Genomic DNA, 16,781 nt, shown 5'->3' on the forward strand with positions numbered 1-16,781 from the left:
AGAGCAATTTAAAACAGAAAATTTAACAGCTAAAAATTAAAAATAATTAATTTCTGATCTTAATTGTAAGTTACAAGCAAAAAAAAGAAAACTTTTGATTTCGTTTACTGTTATATAATAAACAACAATCGTTAATTATATAGAAAACTTACGAATCATGAAGAAATTAGCATTACTACTTACAATTATGGGGGGAATAGCTTTCGGCGCAAATGCACAAAAAATCGAAACTGTTCCACAAAGTTCAGCAGATGTTGGAACTGCCCCAATAAAAAAAGGTAACTGGATGGTTGGTGGTTCCTTAGCAAATCTTGGTTATAGTTTTGAAGGAAAAGCATTTAATATCAACGTACAACCTCGAGCAGGTTATTTTGTTTCTGATGGTATCGCGATCGGAGCTCAAGCTAACTTAGGATTTATTGCTGTAAAAGATCATGATAACGAATGGAATTATGGTATTGCACCTTTTGTCAGATATTATTTCCCAGAAGGTTCATCTTCGTCAGGACGTTTCTTCGGACAAGGTGATATTGGTATCGCAGGTAGTTCAGTTGGAAAAGGTGCTTCCTTAGCTTTAGGAGCAAATCTTGGTTATGCACACTTTATTACAAGAACAGTTGCACTTGAGGCTACTGTCGGTTATAACTATACCAAATCGAACGTTAACTTAGGTGAGAAGTCTTCTGGTTTAGGAGTAGGACTTGGATTCCAAATCTATTTACCTGGTCAGAGATAAAAACAGATTTATACACCGTATAAAAAAAGCACATATTCATCTATGTGCTTTTTTTATTCACGTAATTTTTTCATCATAAAACAGACTTCATTAAACAATCATGAACATAATACGTTCTTAGGTTTTATTGTCATCACAGTCTGTTCATGCCAGCTTGTTGCTACTGGACAACCCAGTTTTTCATTATAATAAATATCAGATACAACATGCTCTTTTTCGATTTTCACCTCCAGCTGAAACATACTGTCCAAATCATTTAAAATACGCTGCTGATACTCCTCTCTTTCAGTTGCCGCAGGTAAAGTAATTTCATAGCAATACAAATACTTCTCCCTCCATAATGCGGAGTCTCCACAATCCTGAGTATGTAAATACTGACACCGATTATCATCATAGATAAAAATACGTGAGACAGGAAAATTTGCTGATAAACCAAACGCAAACAAGTAAAATTCATAAATCGCCATATTGACTAATGAGATTCGAAGTATATCGGCTTTTTCATCGCGCACAACAGCACTGTAAGAATCAAGTCCTTTTAAAGGAGATGTAAACTGTGCATAGTATTGTTCCGGAGGTTTTACTTTTAAAATGCTTTTTAAAGGTTGTTCCCGATTATGAGTTTGAAACTCCTTCATGACACGAGTTTTAAAACGATCTTGCCTTAATGTTTTCATTCTTATTATATGTTTATAAGTTTTTCGTGTAATTAAAAGCTTTAGCTATACTAAGTATGTTCCCAAATCAATTGACTTCCCTATAAAAAATTGAAAATAAAAAACCGACCTACTACATTCACAAATAAACAAGAACATGCATCTATCATAGAGCAAAAAAACTCACTTAAATTTATTGTATCAAGAATAAATTAGTCATGAAGATTTCTCTATCAGTGCTACTTGCCAGGCAAGTAGGTCGGAAAAATCATAAGATACTAGCCGTTCACCATCTTTACATAAGCCGTTACAAATATGAAAAACAGACAACATGAATTTGACAACATGTTGTGAAAGTTGACGACTAGACTAATAATTTTTTTTAAAATGTCATTATCTAACAAATTTTAATATAGCATGCATTTTATATAAATAGTGCATGTAAAAAAATGCGATCAAATCAAATGTCTACATGGCTTCAATCCCACTACTATTAAGATTTCTCGATTGCTATAAATTAATATAAAAATAATGCATACAAGAAAAGGCACCCTATTGGGTGCCTTTTCTTGTATTATAGTGCATACGTAGTTCTTACCAATAAATTGAATATAGGGCCACCACAATCATGAGTACTAATAATGATCCAATAACAAAACCATTATGAGATTTAAACATTTTTGCATCAATTTCTAATCCTTTAGGGACAATACCACGTTTGTTATCAATCAAACTAATGATTACCATGAAGATCACACAGATGATAAATACAAAACTCATCCTGTCTATAAATGGAATTTCATAAATACCTGTTGTTGGATTCAGCACAGAGAATCCGGTGCTTGATAAGAAAGAAAGGTCCATCATATCTGGCAACTTTTTGAATAGTACAGATAAAATAAAGCCTCCAATCGTTGCGAACATCGCTGCATTTGATGTTGTTTTTTTCCAAAAGAACCCGAGAATAAACATCGCAAAAATACCCGGAGAAACGAATCCTGTATACTCTTGAATGTATTGGAATCCCTGTTTTCCTTCTCCCATTAGCGATTCACCTAAAATAAGTGCCAATCCTGTTCCTAAAATCATGGAAACAATAACAGCTATTTTTCCAACATTCACCAAATTCTTTTCAGAAGCAGTTTTATTGATTGCTTTTTGGTAAATATCTAACGTAAAAATGGTCGCAATACTGTTTGCTTTCCCCGCTAAAGAAGCGACGATTGCAGCAGTCAATGCGGCAAATGAAAGACCTTTTAAGCCTGCAGGCAAAAGAGTTAAGAGCGCTGGATATGCTTTATTTGGATCCTGTGCTCCAGTTGAGGTCAATAAGCTTGATGCATCAATAGCACCTAAATTTTTATTTACAATATAGTAAACAGCAATTCCTGGGATAACAACAATCACTGGCATCAAGAGTTTTAAAAATGCAGCAAACAATAGACCATTTCTTGCTGTTGGCAAAGAAGCTCCCAATGCACGCTGTGTAATATACTGATTACATCCCCAGTAGCTTAAATTAGCTATCCACATACCTCCGATCAGAACACTGATACCAGGTAAGTCCATATAATTAGGGTTGTCGGTTTTGAATATCATATGGAAATGTTCAGGAGCATCATTATGCAAAGTGGTAAAACCAGCTAAAACACCATTACCATCTGAAATGATATTAAGTGCTAAGTAGGTAGCTACCAAACCTCCTAATACTAAGAAAAATACCTGAATAACGTCTGTATACCCAATAACTTTCATACCACCTAATGTGATGATGATAGCAAAAACAGCCAATAACATAATACATAAAGTCAAATCTAAACCAGAAATACCACTGATAGCGACAGCTCCAAGATATAAGATCGACATTAAGTTGACCACGATATAAAGCATTAACCAAAATACAGCCATGATCATCGCTACAGTACTATTGTAGCGTTGATTTAAAAACTGAGGCATGGTAAAAATCTTATTCTTAAGATAGACCGGCATAAAGAATATGGCTACAACAATCAGGGTTATGGAGGCCATCCATTCATATGCTGCGATTGCAAGTCCCATTTTAAAGCCCGAACCGCTCATTCCAATGAATTGTTCGGCAGAAATATTTGAAGCGATCAAGGAGGCACCAATAGCCCACCATGTCAATGATCCCTCAGCCAAGAAATAGTCCTTTGCTCCTTCTGACGCTGACTTCTTTTTGTAGTAGATCCACAAACCATATGAAGCAACAATTATAAAGTATACAAAAAATACAATATAATCCTTCGTACTTAAAATAGTATTCATTAGTTAAGATTAATTAGATTTTGATATAAAAATGTGAGGCTAAATATAGAAATATTTATTGCAGAATCACATAAAAAAACAGACGCAAAACTTATATAATCAATTTCACTCATCTCAAAATAGTTCAATTTTTATGTTTTTTTCCCAATTTTCTTTGTAATTTTGCACAATAATGTCAAAAATCTCATCAAATAGAGTTATTCGTTATACCTCTTTATTATTACTTTTCGTAATACAATTATTATTTTTATTAGCAATCTTTAAGGAAAATAACTCAACTATTGCCCTATCATTCTTCATCATTCTAATTTCATTCTTATTACTTTTCTCCTTTTTTAAGTCGCCAGTTCATCATAATAAATTAGCGTTTGAAAAAGTTTATATTGCCGTATGGGTTCCAATTGGTGCAATAAGTTGTTATTTTTTAAATCACGCATTTGGATTAGGTTCGGTATTTTCAGCAAGTTTAGTAGGGCTCACCGGCGCCTTAATTCCGTACCTAAACAAAAAGTCAAGTTATCTGCCCCATCTACCTCCTGCTATTTATTGCGGTGCATTCGTAGGTATGTCCAATACCAAAGTAGCTCATGATATTTATTTCATTCTCGCAGCCAGTATCTGTACGGCTATTCTGCTGATCATATCAAAAAGTTTGTTGAACGGAATTGGCGGAAAACTTGGAACATTGGCTTTTGCCGGAGTTACCATTACCTACTTGATTCTATTTTTATTTTCTAGATAATGATATTTACAGCGATTCTCATATTCACAGGAATTTTCGGAAGTTTACTCACTTATTATTTTAACAATAAGCTGAAACTTGGAGGTGTATTATCCTCATCCCTATTGACCAGCATTGTTGCTGGATTTGTCCACTTTTTTCCTTCTTATATTCCAAAAGAATTAGTCAATCATATTCCACTGATTTTTATAGGTTCTTCTTTTGTTGGTATGGTTTCGAGCAATCAATTGTCTACATTTATCGGAGTTTCACTTTCAGGTCTTGTATACAGCCTGATCTATATCAACACCAGTAAATTTTTTGATGGTTTTGGCGGTGCATTAGGTACTTCAGCGTGCATATCATTACTGGTAATTATGAGCATACCTTATCTTCGGTCAAATCATAAAATGACACTGGGTTTCTTTCAGTTACGCCGTATGATATTTAAGAACACCAGAAGAAAATCGAAAAAAAATACCTAGTCATCAACAAATACCTAAATAGTCTACTTTTTCAATAAAAGGCAGCAGCTCTCTTCCCTAAAAATCTCAGAACCTTATCGAAAATAAGAGCACAAAAAAACGGTTTGAGTACTATTATTCCCGCTTTTAAGAGAAATAACAGCCCCAAACCGTAAGATGCAAAATCTTCTCAGAGATTACAAAACAGTAACATTAAAGTGTTACTCGATTATCCTCACTGGTATAATCCATAAATATATCATTATCAAGCTCAACTTCTTTCACCTTTGCTTTAGTTTTCAGTTTTAATGTAGTAACAGCCTGATTACTCTCCCAAACTTGTGGTGTAAAATGAATTTTTTCTTTTTCACCGTCCACATAAGTCAATATCACATCAAATGGAATTGCAAATCCACCATTATTTTCAATCTCTAAACTAATGGTTTTATTTTTTTGACTGACCTTAGACACCTTCAGATCGATATAATGATTACTAAAATACCAGTTATTCCAGAACCAATTGAGATTTTTTCCAGATCCTGTATTGAAGGAATAAAAATAATCCCAAGGAGTCGGATGCTTCCCGTTCCAATTATCCATATAATGATGTAAAGCTTTTCTGAATGCTTCGTCCCCTAGATAATCTTTCAGTGCCAAATAAGATAATGCCGATTTGATATAGGCATTATTACCATAACCCTTACCGCTCAATTGTGATGACAAAGAAATCAATGGCTGATCTTGTTCAGTAGCAGGATCCTGAATCCATCCTTTTACCCGAAATTCTTTAAACAATTGCTTAGCAGCTTCCTCTCCATTTTCATCCATTCCAATAAGCAATTCCAAAGCTGTAGCCCAACCTTCATCCATAAAAGCATAACGGGTTTCATTAGTTCCCATATAAAAAGGAAAATAAGTATGGGCAATTTCATGGTCTACAGTTTGTCTAGCATCCATCAAGTTATCCGGCACACTGCTATCATTGACCATCATCGGGTATTCCATATCCGCAAATCCTTGAATTGCAGTCATCGTTGGAAATGGATATTCTACTCCTGGCCAATTTTTAGAGAACCAGTCAATACAGTAACGCTCCCAACCTACATATTGCTCGAAATCCTTAGTCCCATTCAGATAAGCCGCCTGAACACTTACTCTTTTACTTTTCAATTGAACACTAGAAGCATCCCACACATAATGATCACTCAAAGCAAAACAAAAATCAACGATATGATCTGCTTCAAACTTCCAGATGTTCCAGTCATGCTGTTTTGTCACCTTTTGTGTCTCCATTTCTTTTAAATTTGCAACCGTAATCACTTGGTCCGAAATCAAAGATTTTTTAAAACGGTCTAATGTTTCAGCTTGCAGTACCTCTTCAGGGTTTAGAAAACTTCCTGTAGCCCATACTACATAATTTTTTGGAACGCGGATTTCAACTTTATAATCATTGAAATCATTATAAAATTCCTGACGGCCGTTATGTTCCAAGACATCCCATCCATTATAATCATCATAAACTGCTATACGCGGGTATGCATACGCACAGAAATAGGTACCAGGATCAATCTGCCCCTCACGGTCACTGGATAATGACAATGGATATTCCCATTCCATTTCGACTGTGACAGAAGATTTGGGATCAACAGGTTTATTCAACTTAATGCGATTGGCGGTAGTCCAGTCCTTACTATCGATAACATACACTTTATTATCTACTTTAAACGACTTCAACTTCAGTCCCGAAGTGAGAAAATCTGTACTGACGTCCGCAGCTCTTGTGGCTGTAGGTTTATGTACATTATTAGCAAAATGAATAACAAGATCTTTTAATGCATTAGGACTATTGTTCTCATATTGAATACGTTCTTTTCCAGAAACAATTTTTGTTTCTGGGTTTACCGTTACCTGTATGTGATATTGCGCTCTGTTTTGCCAATATTTTGCACCTGGTGCACCGGTTAAACTTCGCGTTTCATTTTTATAAGCCTGCTTAATATGACGAGGAGTATATAATTCCTGAGCGTGCAGGAATATGTTACAGACGACAATGTAAACCAGACTGAAGAGAATCTTTATTTTCATGTACTTTTTTTTGCTAAAGATAAGCAGTTCCTAAACGTCGTACAACAAGGAGATGTGTCGTATATTAAAAATTACTGGCTAAAAAATATCGCAAGTCTTACTTTTAACCGTATTTCCTCAATAAAATAATTCTAGATACCAAAGAGATATCGATAATTGTATAAGAATCATGAGTGCCAAATAAAAAAAATACAAACAAATTTATCTAAGTTTGCATACTATCTATATGACTAAAACGTTAAATTTTATACTCATATGTTGCAATATAAACTTGATACATGAAAAGATATTTACCTCATTTTAAAGCTGTTAACATAACTTTAGTTTCCTTATTACTTTTGTTCGCAACTCATATCACCCCAGTTCTTGCTCAGGTCACTATTGTATCGGACTCTTCTAGATTAGAATCAAAATCCACCTATATGCAGCATAAAATTGATTCTAACGCTTCTTATCAATATGATATATCCGATTTATTTCGCAACATTCTTCATCCAAAAAGAGAGCGAAACCCAAATAAAAAACGTTCTGGAATTACCCTGATGCCTGGTGTGGCCTTAAATCCCACTATTGGAGCTCAAATCGGAATAAAGGGAGTTGCAGGCATTGTACTGGGAGATAAATCGAATACCACAATGTCTACAGCGGCATCAACAGCTTCAGTAACAACAAAAGGTATTATGGTTTTTTACGTAAGCCATAACATCTATACCAGAGAGAATAAATGGAATATCCAGGGAGGATGGGCTATTGTAAAAATGGTCAATCCAGATGCCGGCTTAGGAATGACTAAAACTTTTTCTGGACAAAATGATGATGATATTCTTGCTAACCCAGACAAAAACATGTTTGTCTACAAGTATACATCCTTTAGCATCAATGAAAAGCTCTATAAACGGGTTTCAGATAATCTTTTTCTGGGTGCTGGTTTTGCATTTGACATTCGCAGAAATATCAAAGCATCAACCGAAAACAATGACAATCCAAATTACGTCTATAGTAAACGTTATGGTTTTGATCCTGAAAAATTCAATTCAAATGGTCTCCTGTTTAATGTTCAGTATATGACACGTGATAATCCAAATCGTGCGTATAAAGGAATTTATTCGGATATTGGAATTCGTATGAACCAGGAGTGGATGGGCAGTAGTAAGAATGCAATTCAGCTTACCACAGATTTTAGAAAATACATTAGTCTTTCTGAGGAAAACCCTGAACATGTACTTGCATTATGGAATTATGGATCTTACCGTATAGCAGGAAGACTACCTTATCTTGATCTACCAGGAACTGCCAAAGATAGTTATGCACGGTCAGGGCGCGGTTATACGCTTGGGTTTTTCAAAGGCTTATCTTACTTCTATAATGAGGCAGAATACCGGTTCCCGATACTTCGTAATAAATTTATCAGTGGAGCAACCTTTTTTAATATCCAATCGACCAATAACGATATGGACAGCAAATTATTTCAATCTTGGAGAGCTGCTGGAGGAGCAGGATTACGTATTCTGTTTAATAAAGCCACACGCACTAATTTATGTATTGATTATGCTTTTGGTGGGTATCATCAAAGAGGTCTATTCCTTGGATTAAATGAAACCTTTTAAAAAGCAGGCTTAATTGAAGTTTTTCATTATTTTAGGGGCAAATTGTTTTTGAGCCCCAATATCATATGTCTGTTTTTAAATCTGCTTTCTACGCATTAATACTATTTTCACCTTCTCTATATGCACAGGAGGTTAGTAAAGATACCATTACATCCTATCAATTAGAAACAGCAAAAGTGTCTGGCTATTTTACAGAACAGCCCCTATTAACAACACCAGGATCTGTTTCTATAGTCGGGCAGAAAGCAATTCTTAGTCAAAATGGAGCAACTTTATTACCGAGCTTGAATACCGTTCCGGGCTTACGGATGGAAGAACGCTCACCAGGAAGCTACCGTTTGGCCCTTCGTGGTAGTTTAATCCGTTCTCCTTTTGGTATCCGTAATGTGAAAATATATGTCGATGAATTTCCAATAACAGACGCAGGTGGGAATACTTACCTCAATCTTATTGATCCGGCTTCCATTTCGCAAATTGAAGTTCTAAAAGGTCCTGATGGATCTATTTTCGGACCGAACTCGGGAGGTGTACTCATGATTAAACCTAATGGCTTTCAACATAGTCCGTTATCGAAAACCTCACTTAACCTTGCTGGTGGATCTTTTGGATTCGCACAACAACAACTTTCGATACTACAGCAGATCAACCAAAAATATCAATTTTCCCTTGATCAAAGTTTTACAAGATCCGATGGTTATCGAGAAAATTCGGCTTTAAATAAAAAAACTATTCAAACAGCACACCTATGGAACTATCATCCACAAGCAAGTCTTAAAGTCTTTGCCCTTTATAGTGATTTGAATTATCAAACACCAGGAGGACTTACGCTAGAACAATATCAGGAAAACCCACGTATGGCACGTCCCGCTACTCCAGCCACACCATCGGCTAAACAACAAAAAGCGGCGATTGATAATAAAACCTTTTTCGGAGGAATATCCCATAAAATCAACATAAGTAATAAACTATCCAATACGACCACTATTTTTGGCTCATCATCAAAAATAGAAAATCCATTTATCAGTAATTATGAATATAGAGATGAACAAAACTTAGGGTACCGAAGCTATTTTTCTTACGAATCGCAGGATCAATTGAATTGGCAATTGCAAATTGGTACAGAAGGTCAAAAAGGTTGGTATGATATTGCTAATTATGATAATAAAAACGGAGTTTCCACAGATCCTCAAGCAGAAGATAAATTGGAAAATTGGCAGAATTTCTATTTTGTAAGAGGTAAAATTATTCTTGCAGAAAAATTGACCGTGGAGGGTGCTCTTGGGTTAAACCAGAATCAAATTGCTTATAGACAAGTATATCCTCAAACCTCGCAACAAAAAGAACGAATCTCTTTTGGAACAACGTGGATGCCGAAGTTTGCGGCATCCTATCTGCTTACACCAAAACTAGCCATCCGAGGTTCCATTTCCTCTGGATTCTCAGCTCCTACAATTGCTGAAGTCCGATCATCAGACAATATCATCAACACAGCTCTGAAACCGGAATCTGGTTACAACAAAGAGATCGGATTACGATGGGAATGGATGAACCGTCGTTTTATTACCGATATATCCTACTATCAGTACAAAATGAATAATGCCATTATTCGCCAGTTAAATGCAAATGCGGTAGAATATTACCAAAATGCTGGAAAGGTAAACCAAAGTGGAATTGAGAGTTCCATTATGGGGTACATTATAAAGCCTTCTTCAGAAAAGTTGGTGCAGGCGCTGTACATCAATTCGAGCGTGACCTACAATCATTACCGATTTAAAGATTATGAGATAGGGAATAACAATTATGATGATAATAAACTTACTGCAGTACCAGACTGGATTATTGTTCATGCTTTAAACCTAGATTTTGCCCATCAACTTGGTCTCCATGTGCAACATAATTATACGTCAAAAATCCCGCTAAATGATGCAAATACAGCATTTGCAGATTCCTATCATCTGGTTCAGGCAAAGATCCAATGGGGATTCAAATTTTCAACTAAATTCATGGCAAATGTATACCTCGGAGTGGATAACCTACTGAATGAAAAATACAGTTTAGGAAATGACATTAATGCATTTGGGAATAGATATTACAATGCCGCACCAACACGAAATTTTTTCGCTGGACTAAAACTAAGTTATTAAATGAAACGGGACTATATCATCAGAAAACATTCAACTGATGAAGCTATACCTTACGATTTACTGTTATTGGCAGATGAGACGAAAGAAGCTATCGACAAGTATATTTCGACATGTACCATCTTTACATTAGTACATCGAATAACTAACGAGATTGTTGGAGTCATGGCAGTAAAACAAATAAATTCAGATACGGTTGAACTAAAAAATATTGCGATCACAGCACAGTACCAAGCGCAAGGTCTGGGCAGCGACATGCTGTCTTTCTTAAAATCCCATGCACAGGAAGAAAATTTACTGCATATCTGGGTTGGTACTGCGGATGTAGGCTTTCAACAGCATCGATTCTATATGCGCAATGGTTTTGAAATGAATCACATCCGTCATAACTTCTTTATGGAAAATTATGCTGACCCTATTATAGAGAACGGACTGCAGATGAAGCACATGCTTGTCTTTGCATACCGTTTAAAAACGAATACAGATTAAACTACCTACAACACAATATAAATAATTATACATACCTTTAAAAATAATAGCTTTACAAAAAGAGCATTTAGATACCATGAGCAATTTCAATTATCCATTAAACTTTCTATTTAAAATTTCGACTTTTCATAATGACTTCACCATTAAGGATAGTGAGGATCGTACACTCTTTTATGTTCGTCAAAAACTGTTCAAGCTTAAAGATGAAATTATGATCTTTTCAGACGAAAGTAGATCAGAACAGCAGTATGGTATAAAAGCAGACCGTTGGTTAGATTTTAATGCAAATTATACTTTTACAGATACCAGAACTACTGAAACGATTGGTAAAGTAGGCCGAAAAGGAATGAGATCGATATGGAAAGCTAATTACAATGCTTTAGACATAGATGGTCTTGAAGATTATACCATCAAAGAAGACAATGGCTGGGTAAAAGTTGGCGACAGCTTTTTAGGAGAAATACCGATACTCAATATTCTCACCGGATATGTATTCAACCCCTCATACACCATGTATGATAAAGAAGGAAATAAAATATTACAGCTCAAGAAAAAACCTTCTTTTTTCGGCCGAAAATTTACATTGGACAAACTCGCGGATATCAACCCAAAGGATGAAACAAGACTTATTCTTTGTTTTATGATGATGATCTTACTAGAGCGCGAAAGAGGATAAAATAGAAAAGGAGAATACAAGATGTATTCTCCTTTTCTATTTTATAAACCTTTAATCTGACGGTTCAAGTGATATAGCTTAACAAGCCTTTCTATAAAAAACAGGATCAATATCGCATAGATGATCTGAGAAACTAACAAGGCATTTTCCTGCTGCGGTAAATTGAATTGGAGGTCTTTCCATGACTTGCTGAGTAGATAGTTCAGTCCAAGCCCAAATATCATTCCTGCTAAGAAAAAATAAATTCCTCTCTTACGATCCTCTAAAACAGCAACCGCTTTTTTTTCATCCTGTTCGATTGTTTGCATTACACGACTTTCAAAATCAGAAAAAGGCATTTTAAGTTTACTGCTCTGCATTAATGTCTTCATTAATTCATCATTATTTTCCATGCTACACATTTGCTTTATTCATTAATTCCTTCAATATGGCGTACATTCGTTTACGGCCCCGGTGCAAGATCACTCTTGTATTTGCATCAGTCCAGCCCGTTATTATCGAAACCTCTTTGATACTTTCTTCCTCCAGATAAAATAACCGTAAAGCCAAACTTTCATTTGCCGGTAATAGACAAAGTGCTTCATTGATCATCTGACTCCGTTCTTCTTCCTCCAATAAAGTCAGGTCACTTTCATCGATCACCTCTTTATCATAATCTGACTGAAAATCTAAGACTTCAATCTTAATCTTTCGCAATTGCATAAAGGCTGTATTGACGACAATTCGATATAACCAACTGCTAAATTTGGACTGCTGATTAAACGTGTCGAGTTTATGGTAACATTTGACAAAAGCATCCTGCGCGACTTCTTCTGCAAGCGATTCGTTTTTCACAATACTCATTGCAACAGAAAAGACCATATCCTGATATTTTTGCAAAAAATATCGAAAGGAATCGCGATCTCCCGCTAAAACTTTATCAATATACTGTTGATCCATCAATCCCTATCCTGCTTAGGTTTATCTACATAATTAGCAACAATCATGGCAATACCGCCACAAAGTACAATAATCGAAACTTTAAGTACACCGACAATATTTTCGGTCTGATATTGCGAAATTAAACCAACTATCAACAGCCCGATGCCAATTCCTACTATAAATACACCTAAACGTAACCAGTGTGAAATTCGAACTTGTTTTTTATAAAATTGCGATAAGTCCAGCCCTGCTTCGATCAAGGCCATACGCTCTTTATTTCTTGCTTGAAAATAGTAATAAAGCGTGAAGAAAATTGTACTAAAAAATGATACGAACATAATCGCACCCATTGTTTCCTTTTCCATAATTTATATTTTTCTCATTAGATGCAGACCGATCATCAAATGTTACAACTTAGCACTATAAATTTTAAAAAATGCTTTTTTAGTCTTTTAACAAAAAATATTTCTGGAAAACGAATTTACATCGTTGCGCTTATATTCATACTGATATAACAGTTTTAAAGACTCTGACCATAAATATTGAAGAATAAAATTGGTTTTATATGACGGAATTAAAATTGTAAATAAAACAAATTTATCTAAGTTTGAGTAGCATGTATACAAAAGACGTTTTGCCACAGGGTTCAGATGATTTTCACCAGTTTCGATTCTCAGATATTCATTTTAACAATGAAAATCGATACAGCTTTTATTCTTGGATGTCAAACTTATCCGATAGCAACGCTCCAATCCGCATATTGACACTAAAGAAAAATGAAGGCCATTTCTCTATCCTCTCCCTAGGTATTTCCTACGATATCATTGTCGTTTATGACACTCCCGTACTCTCATTACTGTGCAATTGCTCTGAAAGCGAAGAATTCTGTATCCATCAAAAGCTAGTTCTGAATGAAATCTTTAAAAATGATCAGGTATATTTATTTTTCTCCGATCATGCTTATCAGAATTATCTAACTAAAATAGCAGTTAAATATGGGATAGAAGATGAACAGCAACTCGAGGATTATTTCGAAATTCAATGCATTGACGGTGTTGTAAAAACCATCAAAAAACAGGATAATTTACTAGATTTATCTCAAGATATTCTTAACACCGCAACAAATCCTGATTTAAAACGCAACAATAAGGAATTAGAACAGCTAAGCAACATTCTAGTACTTAAAGAGCATAAATACTATAAACACCCTCAGGTGTTACTCTATCGTGCACCCCGCGCTAAAAATGGTTCGCTAAAAAACCCAGTACAGCAACTTTCATGTGAGGAAATGATCTGGAAAAGTAAAGATATTACAGAAAGTCAATTTTTTACCGCACTTCATTTTTTAGGGCAGAACACAATAGAAGAAAGCAAACAACAGATCACCGCCTTTAAAAAGCTGATTAAAAATCCACTAGGACTGGAAATCTATCAACATGATAAATCCTTATCGCAAACTATCGGGGCAAATAGTCTGACGCAGATCACATTAAGAGAACTACCCAAAACAATCCGAATTGACATCGATCGCGTCGGGAGATTTTTCACTGTTAGAAGCTCAATTCAAATCGCTGGACAAGATCACGCTTTACAGCAGCTTCCTGTAGTCTTTGATTATTTCATTCAGTTACAGCAACATTTCTATTTTATAGAGCATGCACAAATCCTTGCCCTGTTCAAACTTTTCAACACGACAGCAGATCACCTTATCGTACATCAGTCCAAATTCGAAGGTTTTAACAAGGATTTTTTAGTAGCAATGGAGGAGATTGTAGAAGTCAACTATCTACATATTCCCAAAGCAAATAGTAAACAAATCAAAGAACAACAGTTTTATAACGACACCGAATCGATTATCTATCTTGAAGAATCTGGTGATTATATCAATCTCATTCCGACCATGCGATATGCGGATGTAGAAGTTCCTGTTCGAAGCAGAAGATCTATCTTCGGATTTGATAAAAATGGACAAAAATTTTTAGTGAAACGGGATCTCGAAGCAGAACTCAAGATCATCAGCTTGATCATTAAGCAACATCCCTATTTCCAGGAGCAACTTGATGAAGATTTTCAGCACTTCTATCTGCATCGTAAACATTTCCTTGAACTGGACTGGTTCTTAAATGTGTTTGAAGATTGGCGCAATCATCATATTTCCATCATCGGATTTAACGAAATAAAAGCAAATAAATTCAACTCCTTTAAAGGTAAAATAGCAATTCATGTGCTCAGTGGACAGAATTGGTTTAATGTAAATGTGGATCTGCAGTTTGGTAAAAGTAAAGGTTCGCTTAAAAACCTTCAAAAAGCTATTCGTAATAAATCAAAATTCATTACACTAGATGATGGTACGCAAGGTATATTGCCCGAAGAATGGTTGAATAAATTTGAACAGTTCTTTTTAGCAGGCGAAATCATTGATGACAGCCACTTACAGATTGCAGAAACAAATTATACAGCCATTGATCAATATTTTGAGGAACAATGGTTATCCCAAATAGCAAAAGAACGTTTGGAAGAAATTAAAAGTAAAATACGCAACATCGATCAGGTCAAACCCGTAATATTATCAAAAGATTTTATCGGCGAACTCCGTAATTACCAACATGATGGATTGAATTGGCTAAATTTCTTAGATGAATTCAATTTTGGTGGTTGCTTAGCGGACGATATGGGACTCGGAAAAACCATTCAGGTCATTGCTTTTATTTTAGATCAACGTAAAAAAGTAAAAAACAATTGCAATTTACTGGTACTTCCAACCACGCTAATTTTCAATTGGAAAAACGAATTGGAGAAATTTGCACCTTCCATTAAGGTACTTATATTACAAGGTGCAGATCGTCAAAAAAACACCTTTGGATTCGATCAATATGACCTGATACTAGTTTCTTACCATAATTTATTGACCGATATTAATCACTTAAAAAAACACACTTTCAATTATATTTTCCTAGATGAGTCACAGCAGATTAAAAACCCCGAATCACAACGTTACCAAGCTGTTACCAAACTCAGTTCTCGTAATCGTATTGTAATTACAGGTACACCGATCGAGAACAGCACCATGGATTTGTTTGCGCAACTGTCGTTCGCCAATCCCGGATTATTAGGTTCGAAAAAATATTTTAAAGATGTCTATACTACGCCTATTGATGGATTCAGCAATAAAAAAAGATTGGAAGAATTGCAACGCAAAGTAAAACCTTTTATTTTGCGACGTACAAAAACGGACGTTGCCAAAGAGTTGCCAGCAAAAAATGAAATCGTACTTTATTGCGAAATGAAGCCTGCTCAAAGACATATCTACGATACTTACGAAAAGGAATTTCGGGAATTTATCTCGGTCAAAGATGGAGATGAAATACGCAAGAGTCCTATGCATGTATTAAAAGGATTGACCAAATTACGTCAGATCTGCAATTCAACAAAATTGCTAAAAACAGATGATCTAAGTGTAGAACAAGATGCATGCAAGATTGAAATGCTTATCGAACAAGTACTCGACAAAAGTCCATATCAGAAAATCATCATCTTTTCGCAATTTGTGAGCATGTTAAATCTAATCGAAACAGCTTTAGCCAAACATAATATCAAAGTGCTAAAATTAACAGGACAGACAAGAGATAGACAACATATTGTAACGCAATTTCAAGAAAATGAAGCACAGCGAGTCATACTGATAAGTTTAAAAGCAGGTGGAACGGGCTTAAATCTTACAGCGGCGAGCTTAGTATATTTGGTTGATCCTTGGTGGAATCCTGCAGTTGAAGCGCAAGCTATCGACCGCGCCTTTCGAATAGGTCAAGCAAAAGATGTCACCGCGATACGCTTAATCTGCCCGGATACTGTGGAGGATAAAATCATGAAACTGCAAGCCAATAAAACAGCAATAGCAGATAACATCATTTCCAGTACTTATAATCCGATTGCAGACTTTATGAATAAAGAACGCCTACTGAGCTTATTTCAATAAATCGAATTGCTACATACAAAGCG

At 35.4% G+C, this 16,781-nt stretch carries 14 protein-coding genes; 8 read left to right on the forward strand and 6 right to left on the reverse strand.

Annotated elements, in window-relative coordinates:
- The first annotated feature begins 157 nt into the window (after nt 1–157).
- Nucleotides 158–736, forward strand: a complete 579-nt coding sequence (locus tag JAZ75_RS25525) for a hypothetical protein (RefSeq protein WP_021190911.1) — start codon at nt 158–160, stop codon at nt 734–736.
- A 98-nt stretch (nt 737–834) separates the two neighbouring features.
- Here the strand turns inward: JAZ75_RS25525 and JAZ75_RS25530 are convergent, their stop codons facing one another.
- The gene (locus JAZ75_RS25530; RefSeq protein ID WP_021190910.1) at nt 835–1,413 is read right to left on the reverse strand and encodes a hypothetical protein; all 579 of its coding nucleotides are present in this window, start codon (nt 1,411–1,413) and stop codon (nt 835–837) included.
- Nucleotides 1,414–1,986: 573 nt separating this feature from the next.
- Nucleotides 1,987–3,678, reverse strand: coding sequence for a sodium/sugar symporter (locus JAZ75_RS25535; RefSeq protein WP_132771878.1), 1,692 nt, complete (start codon nt 3,676–3,678; stop codon nt 1,987–1,989).
- A gap of 172 nt (nt 3,679–3,850) precedes the next feature.
- Here JAZ75_RS25535 and JAZ75_RS25540 point away from each other — a divergent pair, with 172 nt between their 5' ends.
- Nucleotides 3,851–4,420: a hypothetical protein gene (locus JAZ75_RS25540; protein ID WP_206368662.1), complete on the forward strand. Its 570-nt coding sequence runs from the start codon at nt 3,851–3,853 to the stop codon at nt 4,418–4,420.
- A complete protein-coding gene (locus JAZ75_RS25545; protein ID WP_206368659.1) occupies nt 4,420–4,884 on the forward strand; it encodes a hypothetical protein in 465 nt (154 codons plus the stop codon). Before JAZ75_RS25540 ends, JAZ75_RS25545 begins: the two co-directional genes overlap by 1 nt.
- A gap of 192 nt (nt 4,885–5,076) precedes the next feature.
- Here JAZ75_RS25545 and JAZ75_RS25550 read toward each other — a convergent pair whose 3' ends face one another.
- Nucleotides 5,077–6,948, reverse strand: a complete 1,872-nt coding sequence (locus tag JAZ75_RS25550; protein WP_208699447.1) for a M1 family metallopeptidase — start codon at nt 6,946–6,948, stop codon at nt 5,077–5,079.
- Between the two features lie 278 nt (nt 6,949–7,226).
- On the opposite strand from JAZ75_RS25550, the gene JAZ75_RS25555 reads away from it, so the two are divergent.
- The 4 genes from JAZ75_RS25555 (at nt 7,227) to JAZ75_RS25570 (ending at nt 11,861) form a co-directional block, all read left to right on the forward strand.
- Complete coding sequence (locus JAZ75_RS25555) at nt 7,227–8,555, forward strand: BamA/TamA family outer membrane protein (protein WP_132843923.1); 1,329 nt, start codon at nt 7,227–7,229, stop codon at nt 8,553–8,555.
- Nucleotides 8,556–8,620: 65 nt separating this feature from the next.
- Entirely contained in the window at nt 8,621–10,699 is a 2,079-nt protein-coding gene (locus tag JAZ75_RS25560) for a TonB-dependent receptor (protein ID WP_132771882.1), read from the forward strand.
- Complete coding sequence (locus tag JAZ75_RS25565; protein WP_208699449.1) at nt 10,700–11,185, forward strand: GNAT family N-acetyltransferase; 486 nt, start codon at nt 10,700–10,702, stop codon at nt 11,183–11,185.
- Nucleotides 11,186–11,261: 76 nt separating this feature from the next.
- Nucleotides 11,262–11,861: a hypothetical protein gene (locus JAZ75_RS25570; RefSeq protein ID WP_132771884.1), complete on the forward strand. Its 600-nt coding sequence runs from the start codon at nt 11,262–11,264 to the stop codon at nt 11,859–11,861.
- Nucleotides 11,862–11,902: 41 nt separating this feature from the next.
- Here the strand turns inward: JAZ75_RS25570 and JAZ75_RS25575 are convergent, their stop codons facing one another.
- From JAZ75_RS25575 to JAZ75_RS25585, 3 genes are read right to left on the reverse strand one after another with little or no spacing between them, the layout of a single operon-like run.
- Nucleotides 11,903–12,253, reverse strand: a complete 351-nt coding sequence (locus JAZ75_RS25575; protein ID WP_132771885.1) for a hypothetical protein — start codon at nt 12,251–12,253, stop codon at nt 11,903–11,905.
- Nucleotide 12,254: 1 nt separating this feature from the next.
- Nucleotides 12,255–12,800 (reverse strand): RNA polymerase sigma factor, encoded by a 546-nt coding sequence (locus JAZ75_RS25580; protein ID WP_183915473.1) that lies wholly within the window; start codon nt 12,798–12,800, stop codon nt 12,255–12,257.
- Nucleotides 12,800–13,147: a DUF6249 domain-containing protein gene (locus tag JAZ75_RS25585; RefSeq protein WP_132771887.1), complete on the reverse strand. Its 348-nt coding sequence runs from the start codon at nt 13,145–13,147 to the stop codon at nt 12,800–12,802. The genes JAZ75_RS25580 and JAZ75_RS25585 overlap by 1 nt, the downstream gene beginning before the upstream one ends.
- 251 nt (nt 13,148–13,398) lie before the next feature.
- On the opposite strand from JAZ75_RS25585, the gene JAZ75_RS25590 reads away from it, so the two are divergent.
- Nucleotides 13,399–16,758 carry a DEAD/DEAH box helicase gene (locus JAZ75_RS25590; protein WP_208699451.1) on the forward strand — a complete coding sequence of 1,120 codons (3,360 nt, stop codon included), beginning with the start codon at nt 13,399–13,401 and terminating at the stop codon, nt 16,756–16,758.
- Nucleotides 16,759–16,781: the final 23 nt, after the last annotated feature.

The organism is Sphingobacterium sp. UDSM-2020 (genome assembly GCF_016132525.1).
Classification (GTDB): domain Bacteria; phylum Bacteroidota; class Bacteroidia; order Sphingobacteriales; family Sphingobacteriaceae; genus Sphingobacterium; species Sphingobacterium anhuiense.

Bases quoted from the DNA above. Each gene is read 5' to 3' on its own strand.
- JAZ75_RS25525 (WP_021190911.1), top strand. From the start codon at position 158: ATGAAGAAATTAGCATTACTACTTACAATTATGGGGGGAATAGCTTTC.
- JAZ75_RS25530 (WP_021190910.1), bottom strand. From the start codon at position 1,413: ATGAAAACATTAAGGCAAGATCGTTTTAAAACTCGTGTCATGAAGGAG.
- JAZ75_RS25535 (WP_132771878.1), bottom strand. From the start codon at position 3,678: ATGAATACTATTTTAAGTACGAAGGATTATATTGTATTTTTTGTATAC.
- JAZ75_RS25540 (WP_206368662.1), top strand. From the start codon at position 3,851: ATGTCAAAAATCTCATCAAATAGAGTTATTCGTTATACCTCTTTATTA.
- JAZ75_RS25545 (WP_206368659.1), top strand. From the start codon at position 4,420: ATGATATTTACAGCGATTCTCATATTCACAGGAATTTTCGGAAGTTTA.
- JAZ75_RS25550 (WP_208699447.1), bottom strand. From the start codon at position 6,948: ATGAAAATAAAGATTCTCTTCAGTCTGGTTTACATTGTCGTCTGTAAC.
- JAZ75_RS25555 (WP_132843923.1), top strand. From the start codon at position 7,227: ATGAAAAGATATTTACCTCATTTTAAAGCTGTTAACATAACTTTAGTT.
- JAZ75_RS25560 (WP_132771882.1), top strand. From the start codon at position 8,621: ATGTCTGTTTTTAAATCTGCTTTCTACGCATTAATACTATTTTCACCT.
- JAZ75_RS25565 (WP_208699449.1), top strand. From the start codon at position 10,700: ATGAAACGGGACTATATCATCAGAAAACATTCAACTGATGAAGCTATA.
- JAZ75_RS25570 (WP_132771884.1), top strand. From the start codon at position 11,262: ATGAGCAATTTCAATTATCCATTAAACTTTCTATTTAAAATTTCGACT.
- JAZ75_RS25575 (WP_132771885.1), bottom strand. From the start codon at position 12,253: ATGGAAAATAATGATGAATTAATGAAGACATTAATGCAGAGCAGTAAA.
- JAZ75_RS25580 (WP_183915473.1), bottom strand. From the start codon at position 12,800: ATGGATCAACAGTATATTGATAAAGTTTTAGCGGGAGATCGCGATTCC.
- JAZ75_RS25585 (WP_132771887.1), bottom strand. From the start codon at position 13,147: ATGGAAAAGGAAACAATGGGTGCGATTATGTTCGTATCATTTTTTAGT.
- JAZ75_RS25590 (WP_208699451.1), top strand. From the start codon at position 13,399: ATGTATACAAAAGACGTTTTGCCACAGGGTTCAGATGATTTTCACCAG.